Here is a 20,183-nt window from a genome sequence, read left to right as displayed (position 1 = left end):
AAGCCTGCCGACAATGTCGACACCTTAACGAGCAGGAGCAAGACTGATGACGGATTACGGATTCAAGGACAAGGTAGTGTTGATTGCGGGCGGCGCCAAGAACCTGGGCGGCCTGTTGAGCCGGCAAATCGGTCGCGAAGGCGCCAAGGTCGTGGTGCATTACAACAGCGATGCCAGCCGCGCCGATGCAGAAGACACGGTCAAGGCGGTGAAAGACCTGGGTGGCGAGGCCTACATGACACAGGGCGATCTGACCCGGCCGGCCAACGTGGAAGCACTGTTTCTGGAAGCCAAGGACAAGTTCGGCGGCATCGATGTGGCCATCAATACCGTGGGCAAGGTGTTACGCAAACCGATCGTGGAAACCAGTGAAGAAGAATACGACTCCATGTTCGACATTAATGCCAAGTCCGCCTATTTCTTCATCAAGGAAGCGGGCAAACACCTGAACGACAACGGCAAGATCGTCACCGTACTCACCTCGCTGCTGGCCGCCTTTACCGATGGCTACTCCACCTATGCCGGCGGCAAGTCACCGGTAGAGCACTTCACCCGTGCCGCCGCCAAGGAATTCGGTGGGCGTGGTATCTCGGTCTCCGCGGTGGCCCCAGGGCCCATGGACACCCCCTTCTTTTACGGCCAGGAAACCCCGGAACGGGTGGCCTACCACAAGTCACAGGCCATGAACGGGGACCTGACCAAAATTGAGGACATCGCCCCCATCATCAAATTCCTGGCCACGGAAGGTTGGTGGATCACCGGCCAGACCATCTTTCCCAATGGCGGCTACACTACCCGGTAGTGCCAGCCACACCTCACAGGCAGGCACATAACGTGCCTGCCGCTCTTCTGACTGGGAGCCGCCCATGCATACGTTGACTGTCATTCTCGGAGGGCTGTTGTTGTTCGCCGTACTGGCGCTGACCGCCCGGCTTATCCCCTGGTTGCAACACCACCTGCTCGCCGTCTTCGCCCTGCTCTGGTTTATCGCCTCGGCCATCAATATGACCGTGGGCATTGTCCACGCCGGGTACTCCTTTATGGCTGAGTTACCGATTTTCTTCGTGGTTTTTCTCATCCCTCTGATGCTTGCCTGGGCAATCAAGAAAACATACCTGCAATCGTGACCATGGTTCACCCTTCACGCCGGGCATGGCATGCTCAAGCCTGTCTGAACAAGGGAGTCCGTCATGCGATCACTGATCACCGTCACCCTCACCGCCCTGAGCCTGTGTGCCTGTGCCGACAACGCCGCCACCCTGGCGCCGCAAAGCAATGACACCGTTACGGCCACAACACTCACGGATGGCCTGCATCACCCCTGGTCCCTGGCGTTTCTGCCCGGTAATGAATGGTTGATCACTGAACGGCGCGGCACCCTGCGCCGGCTAGTGGAGGGCAGCCTGCAAGAGGACCCGGTCAGCGGCGTGCCGGAGGTAGTGGCCAAAGGCCAGGGCGGACTGTTCGATGTGATGCCACACCCGGATTTCGCCGACAACCAGCGCCTTTATCTGAGCTATGCCAAACCCTGTGGTGGCGATGGTGGCACCACGGCGGTGGGCTACGGCACGTACCAGGATGGCGCTCTGAAAGACTTCCGCGATGTTTACGTAGCGGAAAAAGCCTGCACTAACACCGCCAAACACTTCGGCGGCCGCATCCTCTTTGATAACGACGGCTACCTGTTTGTCACCGTGGGCGACCGCGGCGAGCGCGAGCGCGCCCAGAACACCGCGGACCCGGCCGGCAGCGTGCTTCGCCTGCACGACGACGGCCGCATTCCCGATGACAATCCCCTGGCCGGTGAGTCTGGCAAGGCCGCGGCCATCTGGAGTTGGGGCCACCGCAACCCGCAGGGGCTGGCCTTGCATCCCGACACCGGCAAACCCTGGCTCAATGAGCACGGCCCACGCGGCGGGGACGAAATCAATGCGGTGGCAGCGGGCATCAACTACGGCTGGCCAGAGATCACCTATGGCCGGGAATATTATGGTCCCGGTATTGGCGACACCAAACAGGAAGGCCTGGCCCAGCCGCTGCTCCACTGGACCCCGTCCATCGCCCCCTCCGGTATGGCCTTCGTGACCAGCGATCGCTACCCGGACTGGCAGGGGGACACCGTCCACGGTGCCCTGAAGCTGACCCATCTGAACAAGGTGGCCTTTGATGGCCGCAAACCGCTGTCGGAAGTGCGCCTGCTGGAAGACAGGGGCGATCGCATCCGTGATGTTCGCCAGGGCCCGGATGGCTATCTATACCTGCTCACCGACAGCAGCAATGGCGCCCTGCTGCGCCTCGAAACCGCTCTGTGATCCACCGCCCCGGCGCCTGCCGGGGCCTTACAGTCCGACACAAAACCCGCCGCCTCCTTCACTTTCTTGCACCAGTGTACCAACAGACCCGCCCCGGGCCTGCTTCTATCCTCATAAGCTAAAACATGTATAACAATTCGGGGATAGCACCATGCCTTCATCCTTTCTGCGGCCCGGGCCATGGCTCCTGGCCTCCCTGCTTTGCATAACACTGCCATTGAGCGGCTGTGGCGGCGGCGGAGGCAGTGCGGCCACCGTATCCAACAGCAGTAACAACCCGGAAGCCAACGCCGGTAACGATACCAATGACAGCGCCGGGGACGACGGCGAGTCTGCGCAAGGCCCTGCTGCGCTGAACCTGAGCTGGGGCGAGCCCTACCAGCGCGAGGCGGAATACCCAAACACCGTCGACCTGCCCCAGCAGCTGATTACCATGCGCGACGGCATTCGCCTGGCGGCCACCGTGACCCTGCCGGCGGATGAAAACGGCAATGCCATCGACGGCCAGTTTCCGGTGATCGCCACCTTTACCGGCTATAACCAGGCACTGGGCGCCATCGGTGCCGCCGACCCAGCTCTGGTAAAGCGCGGCTACGCCTACATCATCGTGGACCTGCGCGGCACCGGTGCTGCGGAAGGCAGCTGGCAGGCGTTCAGCCAGATTGATCAGGATGACATTGGCGAGCTGCTCAATTACATCAAGACGCAGCCGTGGAGCAACGGCAGCATCGGTATGAACGGCGCCTCCTATATGGGCATCACCGGCCTGCTCGCCGGTGCCCGGGAAGACCCGGCAGTGAAGGCCATCTTTGCCATTGTGCCCATGGGCGATGCCTACCGGGATATCGTCTTCACCGGCGGCCAGATCAATGCCGGTTTCATCCCCTTGTGGGTGACCCTGGTCACCGGCCTCGGCATCATTCCCACCCCCGCCGGGCTGGATAACAATGAACCGGGGTATTACCTCAACACCACACTGCAACACCTGCAGGGTGCCCTGACAGAATTCCAGGTACCGGTAGTGGCTGGCGCCCTGATCGGCGATGAAAACAAATACGACACCGAATTCTGGCGTATCCGCTCACCCCTGGAGCAGATCGACAAGATCACCGCACCGACCTTTGTGGTGGGCGGGCTCAACGATATTTTTCAGCGCGGCGAGCCCTTGATCTACGAGGGTCTGAAAGATCACACCACCGCTAAACTGCTGATTGGCCCCTGGGAACATCTGGACGGCTCTTCCGGCGCCGGACTGCCCGCCGACGGGGTGCCGGCGCTGTCGACTATCCGCCTGGCCTGGTTTGATCAGTACCTGAAAGGCATGGACAGCGGTGCCGGCGATTACCCGCCTGTCACCCAGTACTACACCGGTGAGGAACGCTACGTCACTGCCGCCGACTGGCCGCACCCTGAGGCAAAAGCAGAAACCTTTTTCCTCCACGGCCAGCCCGGCGCCCCGCTGTTCGGCAGTATTTCACCGAGCGCCCCCGTCACCAACAAGCAGACCAGCCTGCTGCAGACCCCGGTGAATGGCCTGTGCTCCGCCAGTGCCAGCCAGTGGACCGCCGGCGTACTGGGCATGATCCTGCCGCCCTGCACCGCACAGGACAACGTGGCAAACCTGCTGGAAGCGGTATACACCGGCGAGCCGCAGGAAGAAGACATGGTTATCAACGGGCCGATCACCGGGCAGATCTGGGCCTCCACCACCGCTCTGGATACCAACGTCACCGTCAGAGTGAGCGTGGTGGGCGAAAACGGCATTGCCCGGCCGCTGACCCACGGCATTCAGATGGCCTCCATGAGTGCCTTCGATGCCAGCAAATCGCGCTTCATGAACGGCAAACTGATCCAGCCCTGGCACCCGTTCACCGAAGCGTCGCAAAAGACCATCACGCCCCTGCAACCGTTCCGGGCCGATGTGGAAGTGTTCCCCACCAGCGCCCGAATCAAGGCCGGGGAAAGACTGCGCATCAGCGTGGGCACCAGTGATCTGCCTCACGGCCTGAGCCCGATTCCTGATCTGCTCACCAGCCTGCTCGGCGCCATGACCATCTACAGTGGGCCGGCCATGCCATCGCGGGTGAATCTTCCGCTGGTACCGGCCAGCGCACTCTGAGTGCACGCCCCCTGCCGTCGCCGCAACGACGGCAGGGGCAGCCCCACATCAAAGATGCTGGAGAATATTCAGCAGCCGACCAAAGGGATCGCGCACGTAGAACCGTCGAACGCCCCAGCGCTCACTCACCGGACCATATTCCACGGCCACGCCGGCCTGATGGATTCGTTCCAGCGCCGCCTCCAGATCGTCCACCTCGATGGACAGGTCCGGTACCGCGGTACCCGAACCGCCTTCTGAACCCACACTCACCTGCACCCTCATGGTTTCCGCCGACCCATAGGTACGAAACCAGCCATGATTCGTTTCACTTTCATGCTTTCTCCTTCTGTGCTTTCAGGGGAGCTTCAAACACGCCCAGCCCCACTCATCGGCCACCCTAGGGCATTTTTTCCCGTGCTAAAATGAACTCTCTTCAACTTCGGCAATCCCATTCCCCCTTGCCACCCCCAACGCAACCCGCCCCCCTGCGCAGGAGCCCCTATGACCACCGACTCTGCTCGTCTGCTTCGCCTTTCCCTGGCCCTCGCTCTGGGCGGCTTCGGTATCGGCAGCGGCGAGTTTGTCATCATGGGCCTGATGCAACGGGTGGCCACCGACCTGCAGGTGCCGGTGCCAGATGTGGGCTACGCCATCAGCAGCTATGCACTGGGCGTGGTGGTGGGCGCGCCGCTGATTTCTTCCCTGGCAGCCCGGGTGCCACGCCGGGGTCTGCTGATTACGCTGATGCTGGTCTTTGCCGTGGGCAACATGGCCAGCGCCCTGGCCACCGACTTCTGGACCTTTGTTGGGCTGCGTTTTCTGGCCGGGCTGCCCCATGGTGCCTACTTCGGCGTAGCCGCTCTGGTAGCGGCATCGGCAGTGCCCTATCACATGCGTGCCCGGGCAGTGGCCCGGGTGATGAGCGGGCTGACCATTGCCATCGTGGTGGGCGCACCGCTGGCCACCTGGGCCGGCAACCTGTTCGGCTGGGAGGTGGCCTTTATCGGCGTCGGCGTGATCGCCCTGTGCACCGCCCTGCTGATACGCCTGTGGGTGCCCGCCCAATCCCCGGACCCGAACGCCAGCCCACGCCGCGAACTGTCTGCCCTGGTGAAACAGCGGGTGCTGTTCACCCTGGGGGTGGCCAGCATCGGTTTCGGCGGCATGTTTGCGGTATTCAGTTATGTAATGCCCACCCTCACCGAGCAGGCCGGCATGGCAGAGCGCTGGGGCCCCATGGTGCTGATGGTCTTCGGTATCGGCACCATCATCGGCAACTTTGCCGGCGCCCGGGCCGCTGACGGCAACCTGCTGCGGGCCATTCCGCTGATTCTGATCTGGTGCGCGCTGATTCAGGCAGGCTTCTATTTTGCCGCTAACTGGGCGGTGGCGGGCATCGTTTTTGTGGGCCTGGTGGGCACCAGCATGGCGCTGGGCCCGGCCCTGCAGACTCGCCTCATGGACGTGGCCGAGGACGCCCAGACCATGGCTGCCTCGATGAACCATGCGGCCTTCAACCTGGCCAATGCGCTGGGCGCTTGGCTGGCGGGCATCACCGTCAAACAGGGCCTAGCCTGGTCCAGCACCGGCCTGGTGGGTGCGGCACTGGCTATTGGCGGATTACTGATCTTTCTGTCCGGGCGGGCATTGGAGAAACGCAACAGAATGCCCGCAGGCACTTACCCGAAAAAAATCAGTACCGACGATGGAAACCCAGATTAAAGGCTGTCAGATCAAAGCCGTCGTCATCATCAAGCATCACCCACTCCCCATGGATGGAGACATCCGGCCCCAAATTAAGGGCTACTCCCCCGCCATAGGAAGGATCACTGGCTGTCACCGTTTCTGAATCAGAAATACTACGGAAGAAGTTTATTTCCGTTTTTCGCTTTGCCGTTGCCGAGGAATGACCAACAAGAAGATAAGGACGAACAGGCAGCGAGTCATCCAGACCTACCTTGAGATAGGCTGCCAACAAAGTCACCGGCTGAATGGTATATTCCACATCATTGACTGTTTTTTCATCCTCACTCAGACGAAACCCCAGACGTCCCTCAATCGCCACATACGGATTAAAGCGATGCCCCAGGTTGAACTGAACGGCGGTAGGCTCGAAATCCCCTAAATCACTTTCCTGGGTCAGTTTGCTGTACTGAAACCCGAAATAGTTTTTCTTCTCCAAATCGGATTCAGCAAACGACGTTACCGAACTCGCTAACAACATAGCGCCTAACACTACCCTCATGAAATCACCCCGCTTACGAATAGCGCTTTAGCGTATTTATTTGACCGCCATTCGGCAAGAATTTCCAAAATGGCCGACCACAAAAAAAGGCCGCACAACAGTGCGGCCCAACGACCTGTTTCTGCTACTGCAGCGACAGGCTATCGGCATTCATAACACGGGTTTTCCCGGTCAGGAATCAGCGATAAGGTAGTAGAAAACGTTATCAGCACATCGGCATGATGCTGGTGCGGGGGATAAATCATGGCGGGCTCTCCCAAGTCCATTTGGCAATATTTCCGGAGCAGTATTATTGTTTCCCGACAGCGTATCTCTTTCATTTTTCCTGTCGTTTTTTTGTTTTAGCAGTACGCTCGGTGACGTGTTCAATAGAATGCGCTGCTCGGCAAAAACAGACTTTGCGCCAGCGCACATTCCCGACCCGAAAATGTGGCTTTTTTGTTATTGGCAGGTTCCTTAACGTACCCCGGCGGACAGTGATTCCGGCTGCACAAACTTGCCGGTAACCGGAAATCGGACTTCTACCAACAGGCCACCATGTTCATGGTTCGCCAGACGAATCTCACCGTGGTGCATATCGACGATGCGCTTGACGATGGCCAGCCCCAGGCCGCTGCCACTGAGGGTGCGGGCTTTCTCGCCCCGCGAGAACGGCTGCAGCAACAGGGGAATATCCTCTTCGCGAACGCCCTTGCCATGATCACGGACGGTCAGGCACACCACGTTTTCCATCACAGCAGTACGCACCTCCACCGGTGGCGCGCCGTACTTGAGTGCATTGCCGATCAGGTTGGCGAGCATCCGTTTTACCGTTAGCCGCTTGAGCATCAGGCGCGGCAGATCCTGTAGCTCAAAACGGGTCTGCTCAGTGGGGTACTTGCCGGCCACTTCCTGTATCAGCTCGTTGAGATTTTCCAGGTCGGGCTGCTCATCGGCGCCATCGCGGATAAAGGAAATGAACTGATCAAGAATGGCATCCATGTCCTCAATATCTTCGATAATGCCGTGGGCCAGTTCCTCGTCCTGCATGAATTCCGCCGACAGACGCAATCGGGTCAGCGGCGTACGCAGGTCATGGGATACCCCCGCCAGTAACAGCGCCCGATCCCGCTGGGCCTGTTGCAGGTCACTGGTCATGCGATTGAAGGCCGCATTCACCGCCTGAATTTCCTCCGGTCCGATACTGGTATTCAATACCGGCACCGCTTCACCTCTCCCCACTTTCAAGGCGACCCGGGCCAACCGCCGCAACGGCAGGTTAAGCCCCCGGGCAATCAGCAAGCCACCGATAATGGCCAGCAGCGGCACCGTCACCCCCCAGCCGAGCAGCAAGTAGCGGTCATAGTCGCGGAAGAATTCCATCGGCACCCGCAACCACTGCTTCTGAAAAGAAGGCGCACTGACCCACAGCACTGGCTGGCGACTGTCCTCCAGCCTTACCGTGACCGGTTCGCGCAGGCGTTCCTGCACCTCTTCCCGGAACCGGCTGACCACCGGCTGGGATAACAGCACGGTACCCCGATGCAGGTTGTCCGGGGTGGCCACTTCAATACCGGTGGCGCCGGCCAGTCGCTGGGCCAGGCGGGCGTCTTCCTCACCGGAAGAAGAAAACGCCAGCTCCGCCTGCAGCACCGTCAGGCGAGCGTATTCACGAATACCGGGCAGGTAGGCATTGCGGGCGAAGAACCACAGGGTCAGCGCCTGGCTGATACCAATGACCAGCCCGACCACGATGGCGGAGCGGACAAACGCAGTGCGGGGGTAGAGTTTCATCAAGGCAGCTTACACGCCGCACGCATCAGGCAACACGCGCATGGGGCGTGGAGCATGCTGCGTGATGCGTCTCTCAGTCAGGCACAAACACATAGCCCACGCCCCACACGGTCTGGATATAGCGGGGCTTGGAGGGATCGTCTTCCAGCAGGCGGCGCAGGCGCGACACCTGCACGTCGATGGAACGTTCCATGGCCGACCATTCGCGACCCCGGGCCAGGCTCATCAGCTTGTCGCGCGTCAGCGGCTCACGGGGATTCTGTATCAGCGCCTTGAGCACGGCGAATTCGCCGGTGGTCAGGTTCTGCGGGTCACCGTCACGGAGCAGGGTGCGGTTGCCCAGATCCAGCTCCCACGGACCGAAGCTCACCTCGCCTTCTTCCTTGCTGGGCGCACCCGGCAGCTCACGCACATGACGACGCAGCACCGCCCGGATACGCGCATCCAGCTCGCGGGGGTTGAACGGCTTGGGCAGGTAATCATCGGCACCGGCATCCAGCCCCTCGATACGCTCCGCGTCATCGCCCTTGGCGGTAAGCATGATGATCGGCATACGGTTTTCTGACTCACGAAGCCGGCGGCAGATGGACAAGCCATCCTCTCCGGGCAGCATCAGGTCCAGTACCATCAGCGAATAGAGCTCCCGGGACAGGGCTCGATCCATCTGTTCCGCATCACCCACTGCCTTCACGGCATAGCCGGCCTCTTCGAGAAAACGCTGCAGCAGACTGCGCAGACGGGCGTCATCGTCGACGACGAGAATCTTGTCCTGTTGTTCTGTCACGGTGCCTCCACTTATCGCAGACTCTGATTTACGCGTTGTGGACCGAACGTGCAAGATAATGGCCTGAGCAGATTGTATAAAAACATTGCAGTCTGCGAATCTGGGTCATTGTGGTCGGTACAGAAGCACCCTCAAAGTAGGCATGAGAAAAAGAAATCGCTACAGTACGCGACAAATGAGAACGGCTATCAACAAAGGATTCCACCCTTGCGAGACCGCCTGAAACAGCTTCCACCCGTGGCCCTGGTCATCCTGGGGACGATTCTGGCCATTGTGCTGCTGGCCGTATTCAAGCCGTCGGCCCCCACCCGCGATGTCAGCGAACGCCACGACCGGGTGCGTTTTATATTGGCCGACCCCGGCGCCCATTCGCCCCAGATCCAGCTGTTTGGTCGGGTGCAGTCACCCCGTGCCGCCAGTCTGACCGCCGTGGTCACCGCTAACGTGGCAACGATCCCGGTGCGGGCCGGCAGCAAGGTCAGCGCCGGTCAGTTGCTAATCCAGCTGGACGACACCGAGGCCGCCCTGGCCAGAGACAGGGCCAGGGCCACCCGCGATGAAGCCGCCGCCCAGTTGCAGACCACCCGGCTACGCTACCAGAGCGACAAGAAAAACCTGGCGCTGGAAAAAAAGCTAGCGCAACTGAGTGAAGATAATCTGCAACGGCTGCAATCCCTGCGTGGCAAGCAACTGGTGTCCCAGACCCAACTGGATCAGGCAGAAGAAGCCAAGGCACGCGCCGAGCTGTCGCTGAGTCAGCGTCAACTCAGTGTCAGCGATTTCAAGAATGAGCTGGCACGGATGGAAGCCCGCCTGGCAAGCGCCGAAGCCCAGTTGCAGCAGGCAGAACTGGACCTGACCCGCACTCGTGTTGAAGCCCCTTTCGATGGCACCGTGACGCACATTCCGGTGGCACCGGGGGAACGGGTGCGTCCCGGAGAGCCCTTGCTCAGCCTGTTCGCCGACGCCGATCTGGAAGTGCGCGCGCAGATTCCCGAACGTTATCTGGCCGCCGTGCGCAATGGTCTCGACCAGGGTGAGCTGGCCGCCAGCACCGAACTGGAAGGCCGCACCCTGGCACTGAATCTGAAACGGCTGGCCGGTGAAGCCAGCGATGCCCGTGGCGGCATTGATGGGCTGTTCGAATTTGTCGACGGCGTTCCCGCTGCGGCCCTGGGCCGCCCGCTGACCATTACCCTGACACTGCCGGCCCGGGACAACCTGATCGCCGTGCCCGCCACCGCCCTGCACGGACTGAACCGGCTCTACATCATTGATGACGACAACCGTCTGCAGCGCACAGCGGCGGACATCGTCGGCGAAGCCATGGAGCAGTCGCAATCACAACTGCTACTGCAAGTCCCCGACCTGCAGGGCGGCGAGCGCATCATGACCACCCAGCTCCCCCAGGCCATTGTCGGCCTGCCAGTGGACCCACAACCGGTACCTGGCAGCAACGCCGATATCGCATCGCCAGAGGAGTCCTCCGGTGAGTGAGTCGCGGGGTCTGATCGCCAGCTTCACCCAGCACAAGGTTGCTTCCAACCTGCTGATGCTGCTGATGGTGATGCTCGGGTTTCTCGGCCTCAACCGGCTCAACACCCAGTTGTTCCCGAATTTCGATTTTGACTACATCACCGTCACTATCCCCTGGCGCGGCGCCAGCCCCGAGGATGTGCAGCGCTCCATTACCATCCCGGTGGAGCAGGCCATCAAGACCCTGCCCAACACCAAGAAACTGATCGCCCGCTCCCAGCAGGGCGCCTCCGCCATCTTTATCGAACTGGAAGACGGCACCGATCTGGGGCTGGCCCTGGATGAAGTGCGCCAGCGTATCGACTCCATCCGCAACCTGCCCCAGGACGCGGAGCGACCGGTAATCCAGAAGATCACCAACTATTCCCTGGTCACCTCCATCATGGTGTCCACGCAAAACGGCTCACTGGAAGAGCTGCGCCCGCTGGTGCGCAACATGGAGGACGAGATCCTTGCCCTGGGGGCCGGCAAGGTGGAATTCCTCGGCCTGCCGGAAGAGGAAATGGCCATCCAGGTGCCTGCTGCCGCCCTCCATGATCTGCGCATGAGTCTTGGCGAGATCGGTAATCGGGTGCGCAACTTCAGCCAGGATATTCCCGCCGGCACCGTGGGCCGGGATGACGCCGCCAAGCAATTGCGCGCCCTGGGCCAACGCCGTGACGAAAGAGCCTTCGCCGACCTGCCCCTGATCACCACCGCCGATGGCCAGCAGCTGAGCCTGGGCGACGTGTCCATCATCGAACGGCGCCCCCGGGATGACCAACCCACCCTCACCTACCAGGGCAACCCGGCCATCGAGCTACAGGTGATGCGCGGCGAAGACGGCGACATGCTGGAACTGGCCGACAAGGTACGCAGCTGGGGTGCCGACTACCGCACCTCCCTCCCGGAAGGCGTGCAGATGACCTTCTATTTCGAGGCCTGGAAGCTGGTGGAGGAGCGTATTTCCACCCTGCTGTGGAATGGCATTACCGGTCTGTTGCTGGTCATCGCCACACTCTACTTCTTCCTCAATGCCCGGGTGGCCTGGTGGGTCACCGTGGGTATCCCGGTATCCTTCATGGCCACCCTGGGGCTGGTCTGGCTGTTCGGCGGCACCATCAACATGATCAGCCTGTTCGGCCTGATTCTGGCCCTGGGGATCATCGTCGACGATGCCATTGTGGTGGGTGAGGACACCCTCACCCATTTGCAGCAGGGGGAGTCCGCCCAGCGTGCCGCCCTGGGCGGCGCCCGACGCATGTTCTGGCCGGTAGTGGCCTCAAGCACCACCACCATTGCCGCCTTCCTGCCACTGGGGATGATGAGCGGCGCCATGGGCAAGATCGCCTTCGATATCCCCTTCGTGATGATCTGCGTGATCCTGGCCTCCCTGCTGGAATGTTTTCTGGTGCTGCCCGGCCACCTGCATCACAGCTTCCGGGGCATTCAGGTCAAGGCCTCGGGGCTACGCGAACGTATCGATGCGGGTTTCAACCGACTGCGTGAAGAGCGCTTCCGGCCGTTGGTGGCCTGGGCCATCCGCCACCGCCACCTGGTCAGCGTCTCCGCCGTGTCCGCTTTCATTCTGGCACTGAGCCTGATCGTCACCGGCTGGCTCAAGTTCACCTTCTTCCCACCGGTGGATGGCGACCAGCTTCGCGCGGTGGTGGAATTTTCCTCCGGCACCGACCGCAACCAGGTGGACCGCTTCCTGGCGCAACTGGAAAGCGCCCTGAACGAGACCAATGAGGAGCTGGGCGGCCATCTGGTCAAGACCGTGATCAGCCATCATGGTGCCGCCGCCGGCTTCCCCAACCCCGGCGGGCGGATGGAAAAATACGGTGACGAATACGGCACCCTGGTGGTGGAAGTCTATGTGGGCTCCGACAGACAAATCAGCAATGACGAACTTATCCAGAGCTGGCGGGAGAAACTGACCCTGCCCGCCGGCCTCGACCAGCTAACCATTTCCCAGCCGGAAGCCGGCCCGCCCGGCAAGCCCATCGAGGTGAAGCTAACCGGCAGCGATGCGCCGACTCTGAAACAGGCCTCCCTTGCCCTGCAGGAACGCCTCAACGATTTCTCCGGGGTCAGCAACGTGGACGACGACCTGCCCTACGGCAAGGAACAACTGACCTTTGAACTGACCGCCCGAGGCCGGGCCCTGGGGCTGACCCTCAATGAAGTGGCCAGCCAGTTACGTGCTGCCTTCGACGGCAACCTGGCCCAGCTGTACAACGAGGAAGACGAGGAAATCGAGGTGCGGGTGATGCTGCCGGATAACGAGCGGCGACAATTCAGCGCTCTGGAGCGTCTGCCCGTCATTACCCCCCAGGGGGAAGCCATCGCCCTGCGTGACGTGGTGAACTTCGACGCCCGCAAGGGTGTGGACTTGCTACGCCGAGTGAATGGCGAACTGGCGGTCACGGTCTACGCCGATCTGGACCCGGAGCAGGGCAATGCCAACGAAATCATCGCCAGCCTCAACGACAGCACACTGCCCGACCTGAAAGCCAAATACGGCATCGGTGTCGGCTACGAGGGCAAGCTGCAGGAGCAGGCTGACAACCTCAAGGACATGGCCACCGGCGCCCTGCTCGGGCTAGCGCTGATCTACGTGGTCCTGGCCTGGGTATTCAGTTCCTACTCCTGGCCCCTGGCGATCATGACCGCCATTTTCTTCGGCCTCACCGGCGCGGTGATCGGGCATATCCTCACCGCACCGTTCGGCATCAAGTTCTCCATGTTCTCGGCCATGGGGCTGTTCGGCCTGTCCGGCATTATCGTCAACGATTCCATCGTGTTGGTGAGTTTCTACCAGCAACTGGTGGCCGAAGGCATGGAACGGTTCGAGGCCATCGTGGAGGCCTGTGTGCGGCGACTGCGGGCTGTGCTGCTGACCTCCATCACCACCATCGCCGGCCTCACCCCGATCCTGTTCGAAAGCTCCCTGCAGGCCCAGTTCCTAAAGCCCATGGCGGTGAGCATTGTCTTCGGGTTGCTGTTCGGCACCGTATTGATCCTGCTGGTGGTGCCGGCCATGCTGATGCTGATCGAAGAACAGCGTGACCGCTTTCAGGGCCTGGGCCCGCACCTGGCGCCAACCAACTGGGGCGAACTGGCCCGCCGCGCCTGGCGTTTCGACCCCATCCATTACCGCCAGCAAGCGGGCCCCCAGGGGCTGGGTGGGCACCTGTGGTGGGTGATGATTATCGGCCCCTGGCTGTTACTGACGATAGTGGGCAAACTACCGCTGCTGCTGCAGGCACTGAAAGCCGATGCCGGGCTGCTGGTGATAGCGCCTTCCGCGCTGCTGTGGCTAGTAATGATGGGGCTGGGTGGCGCCTTCCTGTGGCAACTGTTCCGCCGCCGGCAGCGGGCCACCGGGCTGGCTGTACACTGGCTGCTGGTGACAGGTTTCGGCAGTCTGCTGATAGCGGCATTGGCGCCTCTGTCAGGCCGGCAAGGGGAGTTGCTGGCTGGCGCGTTCTGGTCACTGGCAGGTTGGAGCCTTTTCACTGCCGTAATCGTACTGCCATTGCTGTTCTGGAGTCGGCGCAGCGCCCATACCCTGACACGCTGACCGAAAACGGCATCACAGTGCCATAATTCGACAGCTTACCTTTTGACCAGTGACTGGTATTATTCGCGTCTGACGTAAAACAGACAAAAACAAAGTACCGCCGACGCACAGCAGGATCGGCGCGAGGAGAGCAACATGGCCAAAATTCTTGTGGTGGACGACTCGCCGACTCAACTGACCAATCTGGTCAAGATCGTTCAGGGCGAAGGCCATGAGGTCATCACCGCCACCAATGGTATGGAAGGTATCGAAAAAGCCCGTGAGGAAAAGCCTGACCTGATCCTCATGGATGTGGTGATGCCGGAACTGAATGGCTTCCAGGCCACCCGCAAAATCACCCGTGACCCGGCTACCGAACAGATTCCGGTGATCCTGGTGACGACCAAGGATCAGGAGACCGACAAGGTCTGGGGGCAACGCCAGGGCGCAGCCGGCTATATCATCAAGCCGCCCAAGGAAGCCGAGCTGATCGCCAAGATCAACGAAGTGCTGGGCTAGTCCAGCCCCGCAACATAGCCGCTTCGACAAGTCAATCTGTTAACGACCGGGATCATTGCCTATGATTTCGGTCGTTTTGTTTTACGCCTGCACGCAATACGTCGGCAGGCCGCACGCAGCCAGGAAATGTCATGCGCAGTATTGAACAGATTATCGCCGAGGAAATCGGCTGTCAGGAACGCCAGGTCCACGCTGCCGTAGGCCTGCTCGACGACGGTGCCACCGTCCCCTTTATCGCCCGTTACCGCAAAGAGGTAACCGACGGTCTGGACGACACCCAACTGCGTAACCTGGAAGAACGGCTGCGCTACCTGCGCGAAATGGAAGAACGCCGCGACGCGATCCTGAAGAGCATTGCCGAGCAGGAAAAACTGACCCCGGAGCTGGAGAAGGCGATCAAGGCCGCCGATACCAAAACCCGGCTGGAAGATCTCTACCTGCCCTACAAGCCCAAGCGCCGCACCCGCGCCCAGATCGCCCGCGAAGCCGGCCTGGAACCGCTGGCCGACGGTCTGATGGAAGATCCGAGCCAGAACCCGGAAGAGCTGGCCGCCGGCTTCCTGAACGAAGAACACAAGATTGCCAGCGCCAAGGATGCCCTGGACGGCGCCAAGCAGATTCTCATGGAGCGCTTCGCCGAAAACGCCGATCTGCTCACCCGTCTACGTACCTTCCTGTGGGACAAGGCGCAGATCCAGGCCAAGGTGGTCGACGGCAAGGAGAAGGAAGGCGCCAAGTTCAGCGATTACTTCGACCACAGCGAAGCCGTCAAGAATATCCCCAGCCACCGGGCTCTGGCCCTGTTCCGCGGTCGTAACGAAGGCATCCTGCATGTCTCCATGGTGCTGCCGGAAGAACTGGAAAGCGCCCAGCCGCACCCCTGCGAAGCCATGGTCACCGCAGAAACCGGCTGGCAGCATCAGGGCCGCGCCGCCGATGACTGGCTCAAGGAAGTAATGCGCTGGACCTGGAAGATCAAGCTCAACACCCACCTGGAAACCGAACTGCTGGGCCGGGTCCGTGAGCTGGGCGAGGAAGAAGCCATTCAGGTGTTCGCCCGTAATCTGAAGAGCCTGCTGATGGCCTCCCCGGCCGGCCCCAAGTGCACCATGGGTCTTGATCCGGGTCTGCGTACCGGGGTGAAAGTAGTGGTGGTGGATGCCACCGGCAAGTTGCTGGAGCACAGCACCATCTTCCCGCACCAGCCGAAAAACCAGTGGGACCAGTCCCTGTCTGCCCTGGCTGCCCTGTGCCTCAAGCACAAGGTGGAATTGATCGCCATCGGCAACGGCACCGCCAGCCGCGAGACCGACAAGCTGGCCGGCGAAGTGGTCAAGGCCAGCAAGGGCAACATCCAGAAAATCATGGTCTCCGAGGCCGGCGCCTCGGTGTACTCCGCCTCGGAAACCGCCGCCCGGGAATTCCCCGATCTGGACGTATCCTTCCGTGGTGCCGTCTCCATCGCCCGCCGCCTGCAGGATCCGCTGGCCGAACTGGTGAAGATCGACCCGAAAGCCATCGGCGTGGGCCAGTACCAGCATGATGTGAGCCAGCTGAAGCTGTCCCGCTCCCTGGACGCGGTGGTGGAAGACTGTGTGAACTCCGTGGGCGTGGACGTGAACACCGCCAGCGCCCCGCTGCTGGCTCGTATCGCCGGCCTCAACACCACCATCGCCGGCAACATTGTCACTTACCGGGAAAGCCACGGTGCCTTTGGCTCCCGGGCCGACCTGAAGCTGGTGCCACGCCTGGGTGACAAGACCTTCGAACAGGCCGCCGGCTTCCTTCGCATCATGGACGCCGCCAACCCGCTGGACAGTTCCTCCGTCCATCCGGAAGCCTACCCACTGGTGGAAAAAATCGCCGAGAAACACGGCCGGCCGCTCAAGGACCTGATCGCTGACGTGCCCTTCCTGAAGAAGGTCAACGCCGCCGACTTTACCGATGACACCTTCGGCCTGCCCACGGTCACCGACATCCTCAGCGAGCTGGAAAAACCCGGCCGTGACCCACGCCCGGAATTCAAGGCGGCGGTGTACAAGGAAGGGGTCGAAACACTCAAGGATCTGAAACCGTCCATGATGCTGGAAGGCACCGTCACCAACGTGACCAACTTCGGCGCCTTCGTGGATATCGGCGTTCACCAGGATGGCCTGGTGCACGTATCCGCGCTGGCCGACAAGTTCGTGGAAGATCCCCACGATGTGGTCAAACCTGGCGATATCGTCAAGGTGAAGGTGCTGGAAGTGGACCTGGACCGCAAGCGCATCAGCCTGACCATGCGCATGGACGACCAGCCCGCCGAGAAAGCCGCCGGGCAACGCCCTGCCAGTGCCCGCAAGGGCAATGGCGGCGGCCAGCGTCAGGGCGGCAACAAACGCGGCGGCGGCCAGGCCCAGAGCAACGCTGGCGGCACCTTTGCGGATCTGTTCGCCAAGGCCAAGGACGAGCAGAAAAAAGGCAAGAAACGCCTGTAGTCATGGCTCAGGCTGACGGAAACGGCGGCACCCTCTTCCTCTCGCGCCGCTCTCGCCAGTGGCGGGGGCGCAGGGGAACAGGGTGCCGCTCCCGTGCAATGTAGGGCGGACATGCCGATGGCCTGTTCGTCACCCGGAGTTCGATAACGGAACCGCCTGCTATGGCACAGCTCGAACAACGCATCCATGCCCTGCTGGATTCAGACGCCGCCGCCACCCTGGCCGGCATCCGCCGCGGCATTGAGAAAGAAAGCCTGCGCATTACCACCGATGGCACCCTGGCACAGACGCCACATCCGCCGGCGCTGGGCTCCGCGTTGACCCACCCCTATATCACCACGGACTATTCCGAAGCCCTGCTGGAATTCATTACTCCACCCAGCACCGAGCTGCACAAGCCGCTGGAGTTTCTCGAACAACTGCACCGCTATGTGTACAGCCATATCGGTGATGAGGTGCTGTGGGTCAACTCCATGCCCTGCATGATCCGCAACGATGACGACGTGCCGGTAGCCCAGTACGGCAGCTCCAACGTGGGGCGCATGAAGAGCGTCTACCGGGAAGGTCTGGGCCACCGCTATGGCCGCAAGATGCAGACCATCGCCGGCATCCATTACAACTTCTCCTACCCGGAAGAATTCTGGAAACTGAATCAGGTACTGGAGGGAGAAAACGGCCCGTTACAGGACTATATCTCCAGGCGCTATTTCGACCTGACCCGCAATTTTCAACGCTACTCCTGGTTGCTGGTATATCTTTTCGGTGCCTCCCCGGCGCTGTGCAAATCCTTCCTGGCAGGTCGCGAACACCAGTTGGACACTTTTGACCACACCCTGTTCAAGCCCAACGCCACCAGCCTGCGCATGAGCGACCTGGGCTACCAGAACAATGCCCAGTCGTCCCTGGCCATCAGCTACAACAATCTGGACGAGTACGTCGCCACTCTCACCCATGCCATCAAGACGCCGGAACCGGCCTACGACAAGATCGGGGTGAAGGTGGGCGACGACTATCGCCAGCTCAATGCCAACATCCTGCAGATCGAGAACGAGTACTACTCCTCGATCCGCCCCAAACGCACCATCAACAAGGGCGAGCGCCCCACCACCGCCCTGCAGCAACGCGGCGTGGAATATATCGAGATTCGCGCCCTGGACCTGAACCCCTTCGAGCCAGTGGGTATTAACCAGCAGGAAATCCGCTTCCTGGATTTGTTCGCCACCTACTGCCTGTTGCGCGAATCGCCACAACTGGAAAAATGCGATCTCCATGCCAGCAAGGAGAACCTGCGCAAGGTGGTCTACGAGGGGCGCAACACAGCCATTGAACTGTGCAACTGGGGCAAGTCCGTCTCCCTGAAAGACTGGGCCAGCGAAAAGCTCACCCAGATGCAGCCCATCGCCGAGCTGTTCGACCGCACTCACGGCGGCACCAACTACAGCGATGCCCTGGCCCGCCAACAGGAAAAAGTGGACAACCCGGACACTACCCCGTCCGCGCGGATTCTCGACAAGCTGGAAAGCCGTCAGCAAAGTTTCTTCCAGTTCGCCATGGATCAGGCTCTGGCCCACCGGGATCACTTCCTGTCACGCCAGCGTTGCGACGAGACCAACCAGCGCCTGGAACAACTGGCCGAACACAGCCTCACCGAGCAGCGCCATTGGGAAGACGCGGAGACCCAGAGTTTCGAGGATTACCTGGCGGATTACTTCCGCGACTGAAGCCCCGACCAACCACGTGAGTGACTCTGACAGCAAAAGGCATTTTCACCACAGAGGGCACAGAGCACACTGAGAAAGACCTTAGCTCTGCGCTCTCGGTGTGCTCTGTGGTGAAACGGGTTGTTTTTATACCCCGGGGCGGTTGTCACAAGGCCGCTGTGCGCCGCGTCTCAACACCACCGTTCCGTCCGGTTTTTGTGCAATTTCACAACAAAAAGACGTACTTCTTCCCTGTTCAGTCTGTATTGCGGTGGTAGTCTCGGACAAACAGGCAAGGGAGCGTCGCGATGCCAGATCGTGATCAGTGCGAAAAAGCCTACAATCAAGGATGTATGTGGGGCATGGGTGGAGGCGACAACAATCGCTGTCCTTATTCCGCCGATGATGCCCTGGCAGAATGGTGGTTTCAGGGGTGGGAAGCGGGCATCCAGGCCTGGCATGATCGCAACCTGCAGGAGCAGGATGCCAGGCAGGCCTGACACCATTCGAACAGCAGCCCCACCCTCTACCTCGATCCTGTGGGAGCGGTCGTTCGACCGCGAATGCCTTGCCCCATGAAGATCGTGGTCGAACGACCGCTCCCACGGTTCAATCCCCCCCTTGCCGCCAACCCCGCTTTTGCCTACCCTTCGCCGGTCCCCGACGAAAAGAGTGGCCCATGTCGTCCCTTATCCCAGCACCCCGTCAGCTTAACCTGCTTGCCCTGTTGGCTTGTATTGCCGCCATGGCCGGTGCCCTTTATCTGCAGCACGTTGATGGCCTGGAACCCTGCCCGTTGTGCATCTTTCAACGCATCGGCGTGATAGCTGCCGCCCTGATTCTGCTGATTGCGGCTCTGCATGGCCCCGGGCGCATTGGTGTGCGTGTTTACGGTCTGCTCACCGGCTTGGCTGCCATCGGCGGCGGCGCCATCTCCATCCGTCATATCTGGCTGCAAAACCTGCCGCCGGATCAGGTGCCCGCCTGTGGTCCCGGCCTCAATTACATGCTGGATGTGTTCCCCCTGCAAAGCGTGATCCAGGAAGTGCTGGCGGGCTCCGGGGAATGCGCAGAAATGGACTGGGCTTTCCTGGGCCTGAGCCTGCCAGCCTGGTCACTGGTGGTCTTTTCCGGCCTGCTGCTGGTGGCGCTGGTGCAACTGTTCCGCCCGCTCCCCAAACGTTGATCGCCC

General features: G+C 61.0%; 16 protein-coding genes. 12 read left to right on the top strand and 4 right to left on the bottom strand.

Annotated elements, in window-relative coordinates; genetic code table 11:
- The first annotated feature begins 46 nt into the window (after positions 1-46).
- The 4 genes from T9A_RS06685 to T9A_RS06670 all read left to right on the top strand — a co-directional run bounded on the left by T9A_RS06685 (position 47) and on the right by T9A_RS06670 (position 4,431).
- Positions 47-802, top strand: a complete 756-nt coding sequence (locus tag T9A_RS06685) for an SDR family oxidoreductase (protein ID WP_035246190.1) — start codon at positions 47-49, stop codon at positions 800-802.
- Between the two features lie 64 nt (positions 803-866).
- On the top strand, positions 867-1,127 hold the full coding sequence (locus T9A_RS06680) for a hypothetical protein (RefSeq protein ID WP_035246189.1): 261 nt from the start codon (positions 867-869) through the stop codon (positions 1,125-1,127).
- A gap of 63 nt (positions 1,128-1,190) precedes the next feature.
- Positions 1,191-2,312, top strand: a complete 1,122-nt coding sequence (locus T9A_RS06675; RefSeq protein WP_052042562.1) for a PQQ-dependent sugar dehydrogenase — start codon at positions 1,191-1,193, stop codon at positions 2,310-2,312.
- Positions 2,313-2,463: 151 nt separating this feature from the next.
- On the top strand, positions 2,464-4,431 hold the full coding sequence (locus T9A_RS06670) for a CocE/NonD family hydrolase (protein ID WP_035246188.1): 1,968 nt from the start codon (positions 2,464-2,466) through the stop codon (positions 4,429-4,431).
- A 48-nt stretch (positions 4,432-4,479) separates the two neighbouring features.
- Here T9A_RS06670 and T9A_RS06665 read toward each other — a convergent pair whose 3' ends face one another.
- A complete protein-coding gene (locus tag T9A_RS06665; protein ID WP_232222024.1) occupies positions 4,480-4,683 on the bottom strand; it encodes a VOC family protein in 204 nt (67 codons plus the stop codon).
- 231 nt (positions 4,684-4,914) lie between these two features.
- Here T9A_RS06665 and T9A_RS06660 point away from each other — a divergent pair, with 231 nt between their 5' ends.
- Positions 4,915-6,135, top strand: coding sequence for an MFS transporter (locus tag T9A_RS06660; protein WP_052042560.1), 1,221 nt, complete (start codon positions 4,915-4,917; stop codon positions 6,133-6,135).
- Here T9A_RS06660 and T9A_RS06655 read toward each other — a convergent pair.
- From T9A_RS06655 to ompR, 3 genes are all read right to left on the bottom strand, one after another.
- Positions 6,107-6,658, bottom strand: coding sequence for an outer membrane beta-barrel protein (locus T9A_RS06655; RefSeq protein WP_084573411.1), 552 nt, complete (start codon positions 6,656-6,658; stop codon positions 6,107-6,109). The two genes, T9A_RS06660 and T9A_RS06655, sit on opposite strands and share 29 nt — an antisense overlap.
- 456 nt (positions 6,659-7,114) lie before the next feature.
- The gene (locus T9A_RS06650) at positions 7,115-8,431 is read right to left on the bottom strand and encodes an ATP-binding protein (protein WP_035246186.1); all 1,317 of its coding nucleotides are present in this window, start codon (positions 8,429-8,431) and stop codon (positions 7,115-7,117) included.
- 73 nt (positions 8,432-8,504) lie between these two features.
- Positions 8,505-9,215 carry an osmolarity response regulator transcription factor OmpR gene (ompR, locus tag T9A_RS06645; protein WP_052042559.1) on the bottom strand — a complete coding sequence of 237 codons (711 nt, stop codon included), beginning with the start codon at positions 9,213-9,215 and terminating at the stop codon, positions 8,505-8,507.
- 207 nt (positions 9,216-9,422) lie between these two features.
- Between ompR and T9A_RS06640 the strand changes: the two genes are divergently transcribed.
- The 7 genes from T9A_RS06640 (at position 9,423) to T9A_RS06610 (ending at position 20,177) form a co-directional block, all read left to right on the top strand.
- Positions 9,423-10,712 carry an efflux RND transporter periplasmic adaptor subunit gene (locus T9A_RS06640; RefSeq protein WP_035246185.1) on the top strand — a complete coding sequence of 430 codons (1,290 nt, stop codon included), beginning with the start codon at positions 9,423-9,425 and terminating at the stop codon, positions 10,710-10,712.
- Positions 10,705-14,316, top strand: a complete 3,612-nt coding sequence (locus T9A_RS06635) for an efflux RND transporter permease subunit (RefSeq protein ID WP_035246184.1) — start codon at positions 10,705-10,707, stop codon at positions 14,314-14,316. The genes T9A_RS06640 and T9A_RS06635 overlap by 8 nt, the downstream gene beginning before the upstream one ends.
- A 135-nt stretch (positions 14,317-14,451) precedes the next feature.
- Entirely contained in the window at positions 14,452-14,814 is a 363-nt protein-coding gene (locus T9A_RS06630) for a response regulator (RefSeq protein WP_035246181.1), read from the top strand.
- A gap of 131 nt (positions 14,815-14,945) precedes the next feature.
- Complete coding sequence (locus T9A_RS06625; protein WP_035246179.1) at positions 14,946-17,291, top strand: Tex family protein; 2,346 nt, start codon at positions 14,946-14,948, stop codon at positions 17,289-17,291.
- A gap of 161 nt (positions 17,292-17,452) precedes the next feature.
- Complete coding sequence (gene gshA, locus T9A_RS06620) at positions 17,453-19,012, top strand: glutamate--cysteine ligase (protein WP_035246177.1); 1,560 nt, start codon at positions 17,453-17,455, stop codon at positions 19,010-19,012.
- A 287-nt stretch (positions 19,013-19,299) separates the two neighbouring features.
- Positions 19,300-19,491, top strand: a complete 192-nt coding sequence (rmf, locus tag T9A_RS06615) for a ribosome modulation factor (protein ID WP_035246175.1) — start codon at positions 19,300-19,302, stop codon at positions 19,489-19,491.
- Positions 19,492-19,670: 179 nt separating this feature from the next.
- A complete protein-coding gene (locus T9A_RS06610) occupies positions 19,671-20,177 on the top strand; it encodes a disulfide bond formation protein B (protein WP_035246173.1) in 507 nt (168 codons plus the stop codon).
- Positions 20,178-20,183: the final 6 nt, after the last annotated feature.

The organism is Alcanivorax jadensis T9, assembly GCF_000756655.1.
GTDB classification, from domain to species: Bacteria; Pseudomonadota; Gammaproteobacteria; order Pseudomonadales; family Alcanivoracaceae; genus Alcanivorax; species Alcanivorax jadensis.
This window is presented reverse-complemented; position numbering and strand designations above follow the sequence as displayed.

Excerpts from the sequence above, each read along its gene's own strand:
- T9A_RS06630 (WP_035246181.1), top strand. The coding sequence starts at position 14,452 with ATGGCCAAAATTCTTGTGGTGGACGACTCGCCGACTCAACTGACCAAT.
- T9A_RS06685 (WP_035246190.1), top strand. The coding sequence starts at position 47 with ATGACGGATTACGGATTCAAGGACAAGGTAGTGTTGATTGCGGGCGGC.
- T9A_RS06610 (WP_035246173.1), top strand. The coding sequence starts at position 19,671 with ATGTCGTCCCTTATCCCAGCACCCCGTCAGCTTAACCTGCTTGCCCTG.
- T9A_RS06670 (WP_035246188.1), top strand. The coding sequence starts at position 2,464 with ATGCCTTCATCCTTTCTGCGGCCCGGGCCATGGCTCCTGGCCTCCCTG.
- T9A_RS06625 (WP_035246179.1), top strand. The coding sequence starts at position 14,946 with ATGCGCAGTATTGAACAGATTATCGCCGAGGAAATCGGCTGTCAGGAA.
- gshA (WP_035246177.1), top strand. The coding sequence starts at position 17,453 with ATGGCACAGCTCGAACAACGCATCCATGCCCTGCTGGATTCAGACGCC.
- rmf (WP_035246175.1), top strand. The coding sequence starts at position 19,300 with ATGCCAGATCGTGATCAGTGCGAAAAAGCCTACAATCAAGGATGTATG.
- T9A_RS06680 (WP_035246189.1), top strand. The coding sequence starts at position 867 with ATGCATACGTTGACTGTCATTCTCGGAGGGCTGTTGTTGTTCGCCGTA.
- T9A_RS06650 (WP_035246186.1), bottom strand. The coding sequence starts at position 8,431 with ATGAAACTCTACCCCCGCACTGCGTTTGTCCGCTCCGCCATCGTGGTC.
- T9A_RS06660 (WP_052042560.1), top strand. The coding sequence starts at position 4,915 with ATGACCACCGACTCTGCTCGTCTGCTTCGCCTTTCCCTGGCCCTCGCT.
- T9A_RS06675 (WP_052042562.1), top strand. The coding sequence starts at position 1,191 with ATGCGATCACTGATCACCGTCACCCTCACCGCCCTGAGCCTGTGTGCC.
- T9A_RS06655 (WP_084573411.1), bottom strand. The coding sequence starts at position 6,658 with ATGAGGGTAGTGTTAGGCGCTATGTTGTTAGCGAGTTCGGTAACGTCG.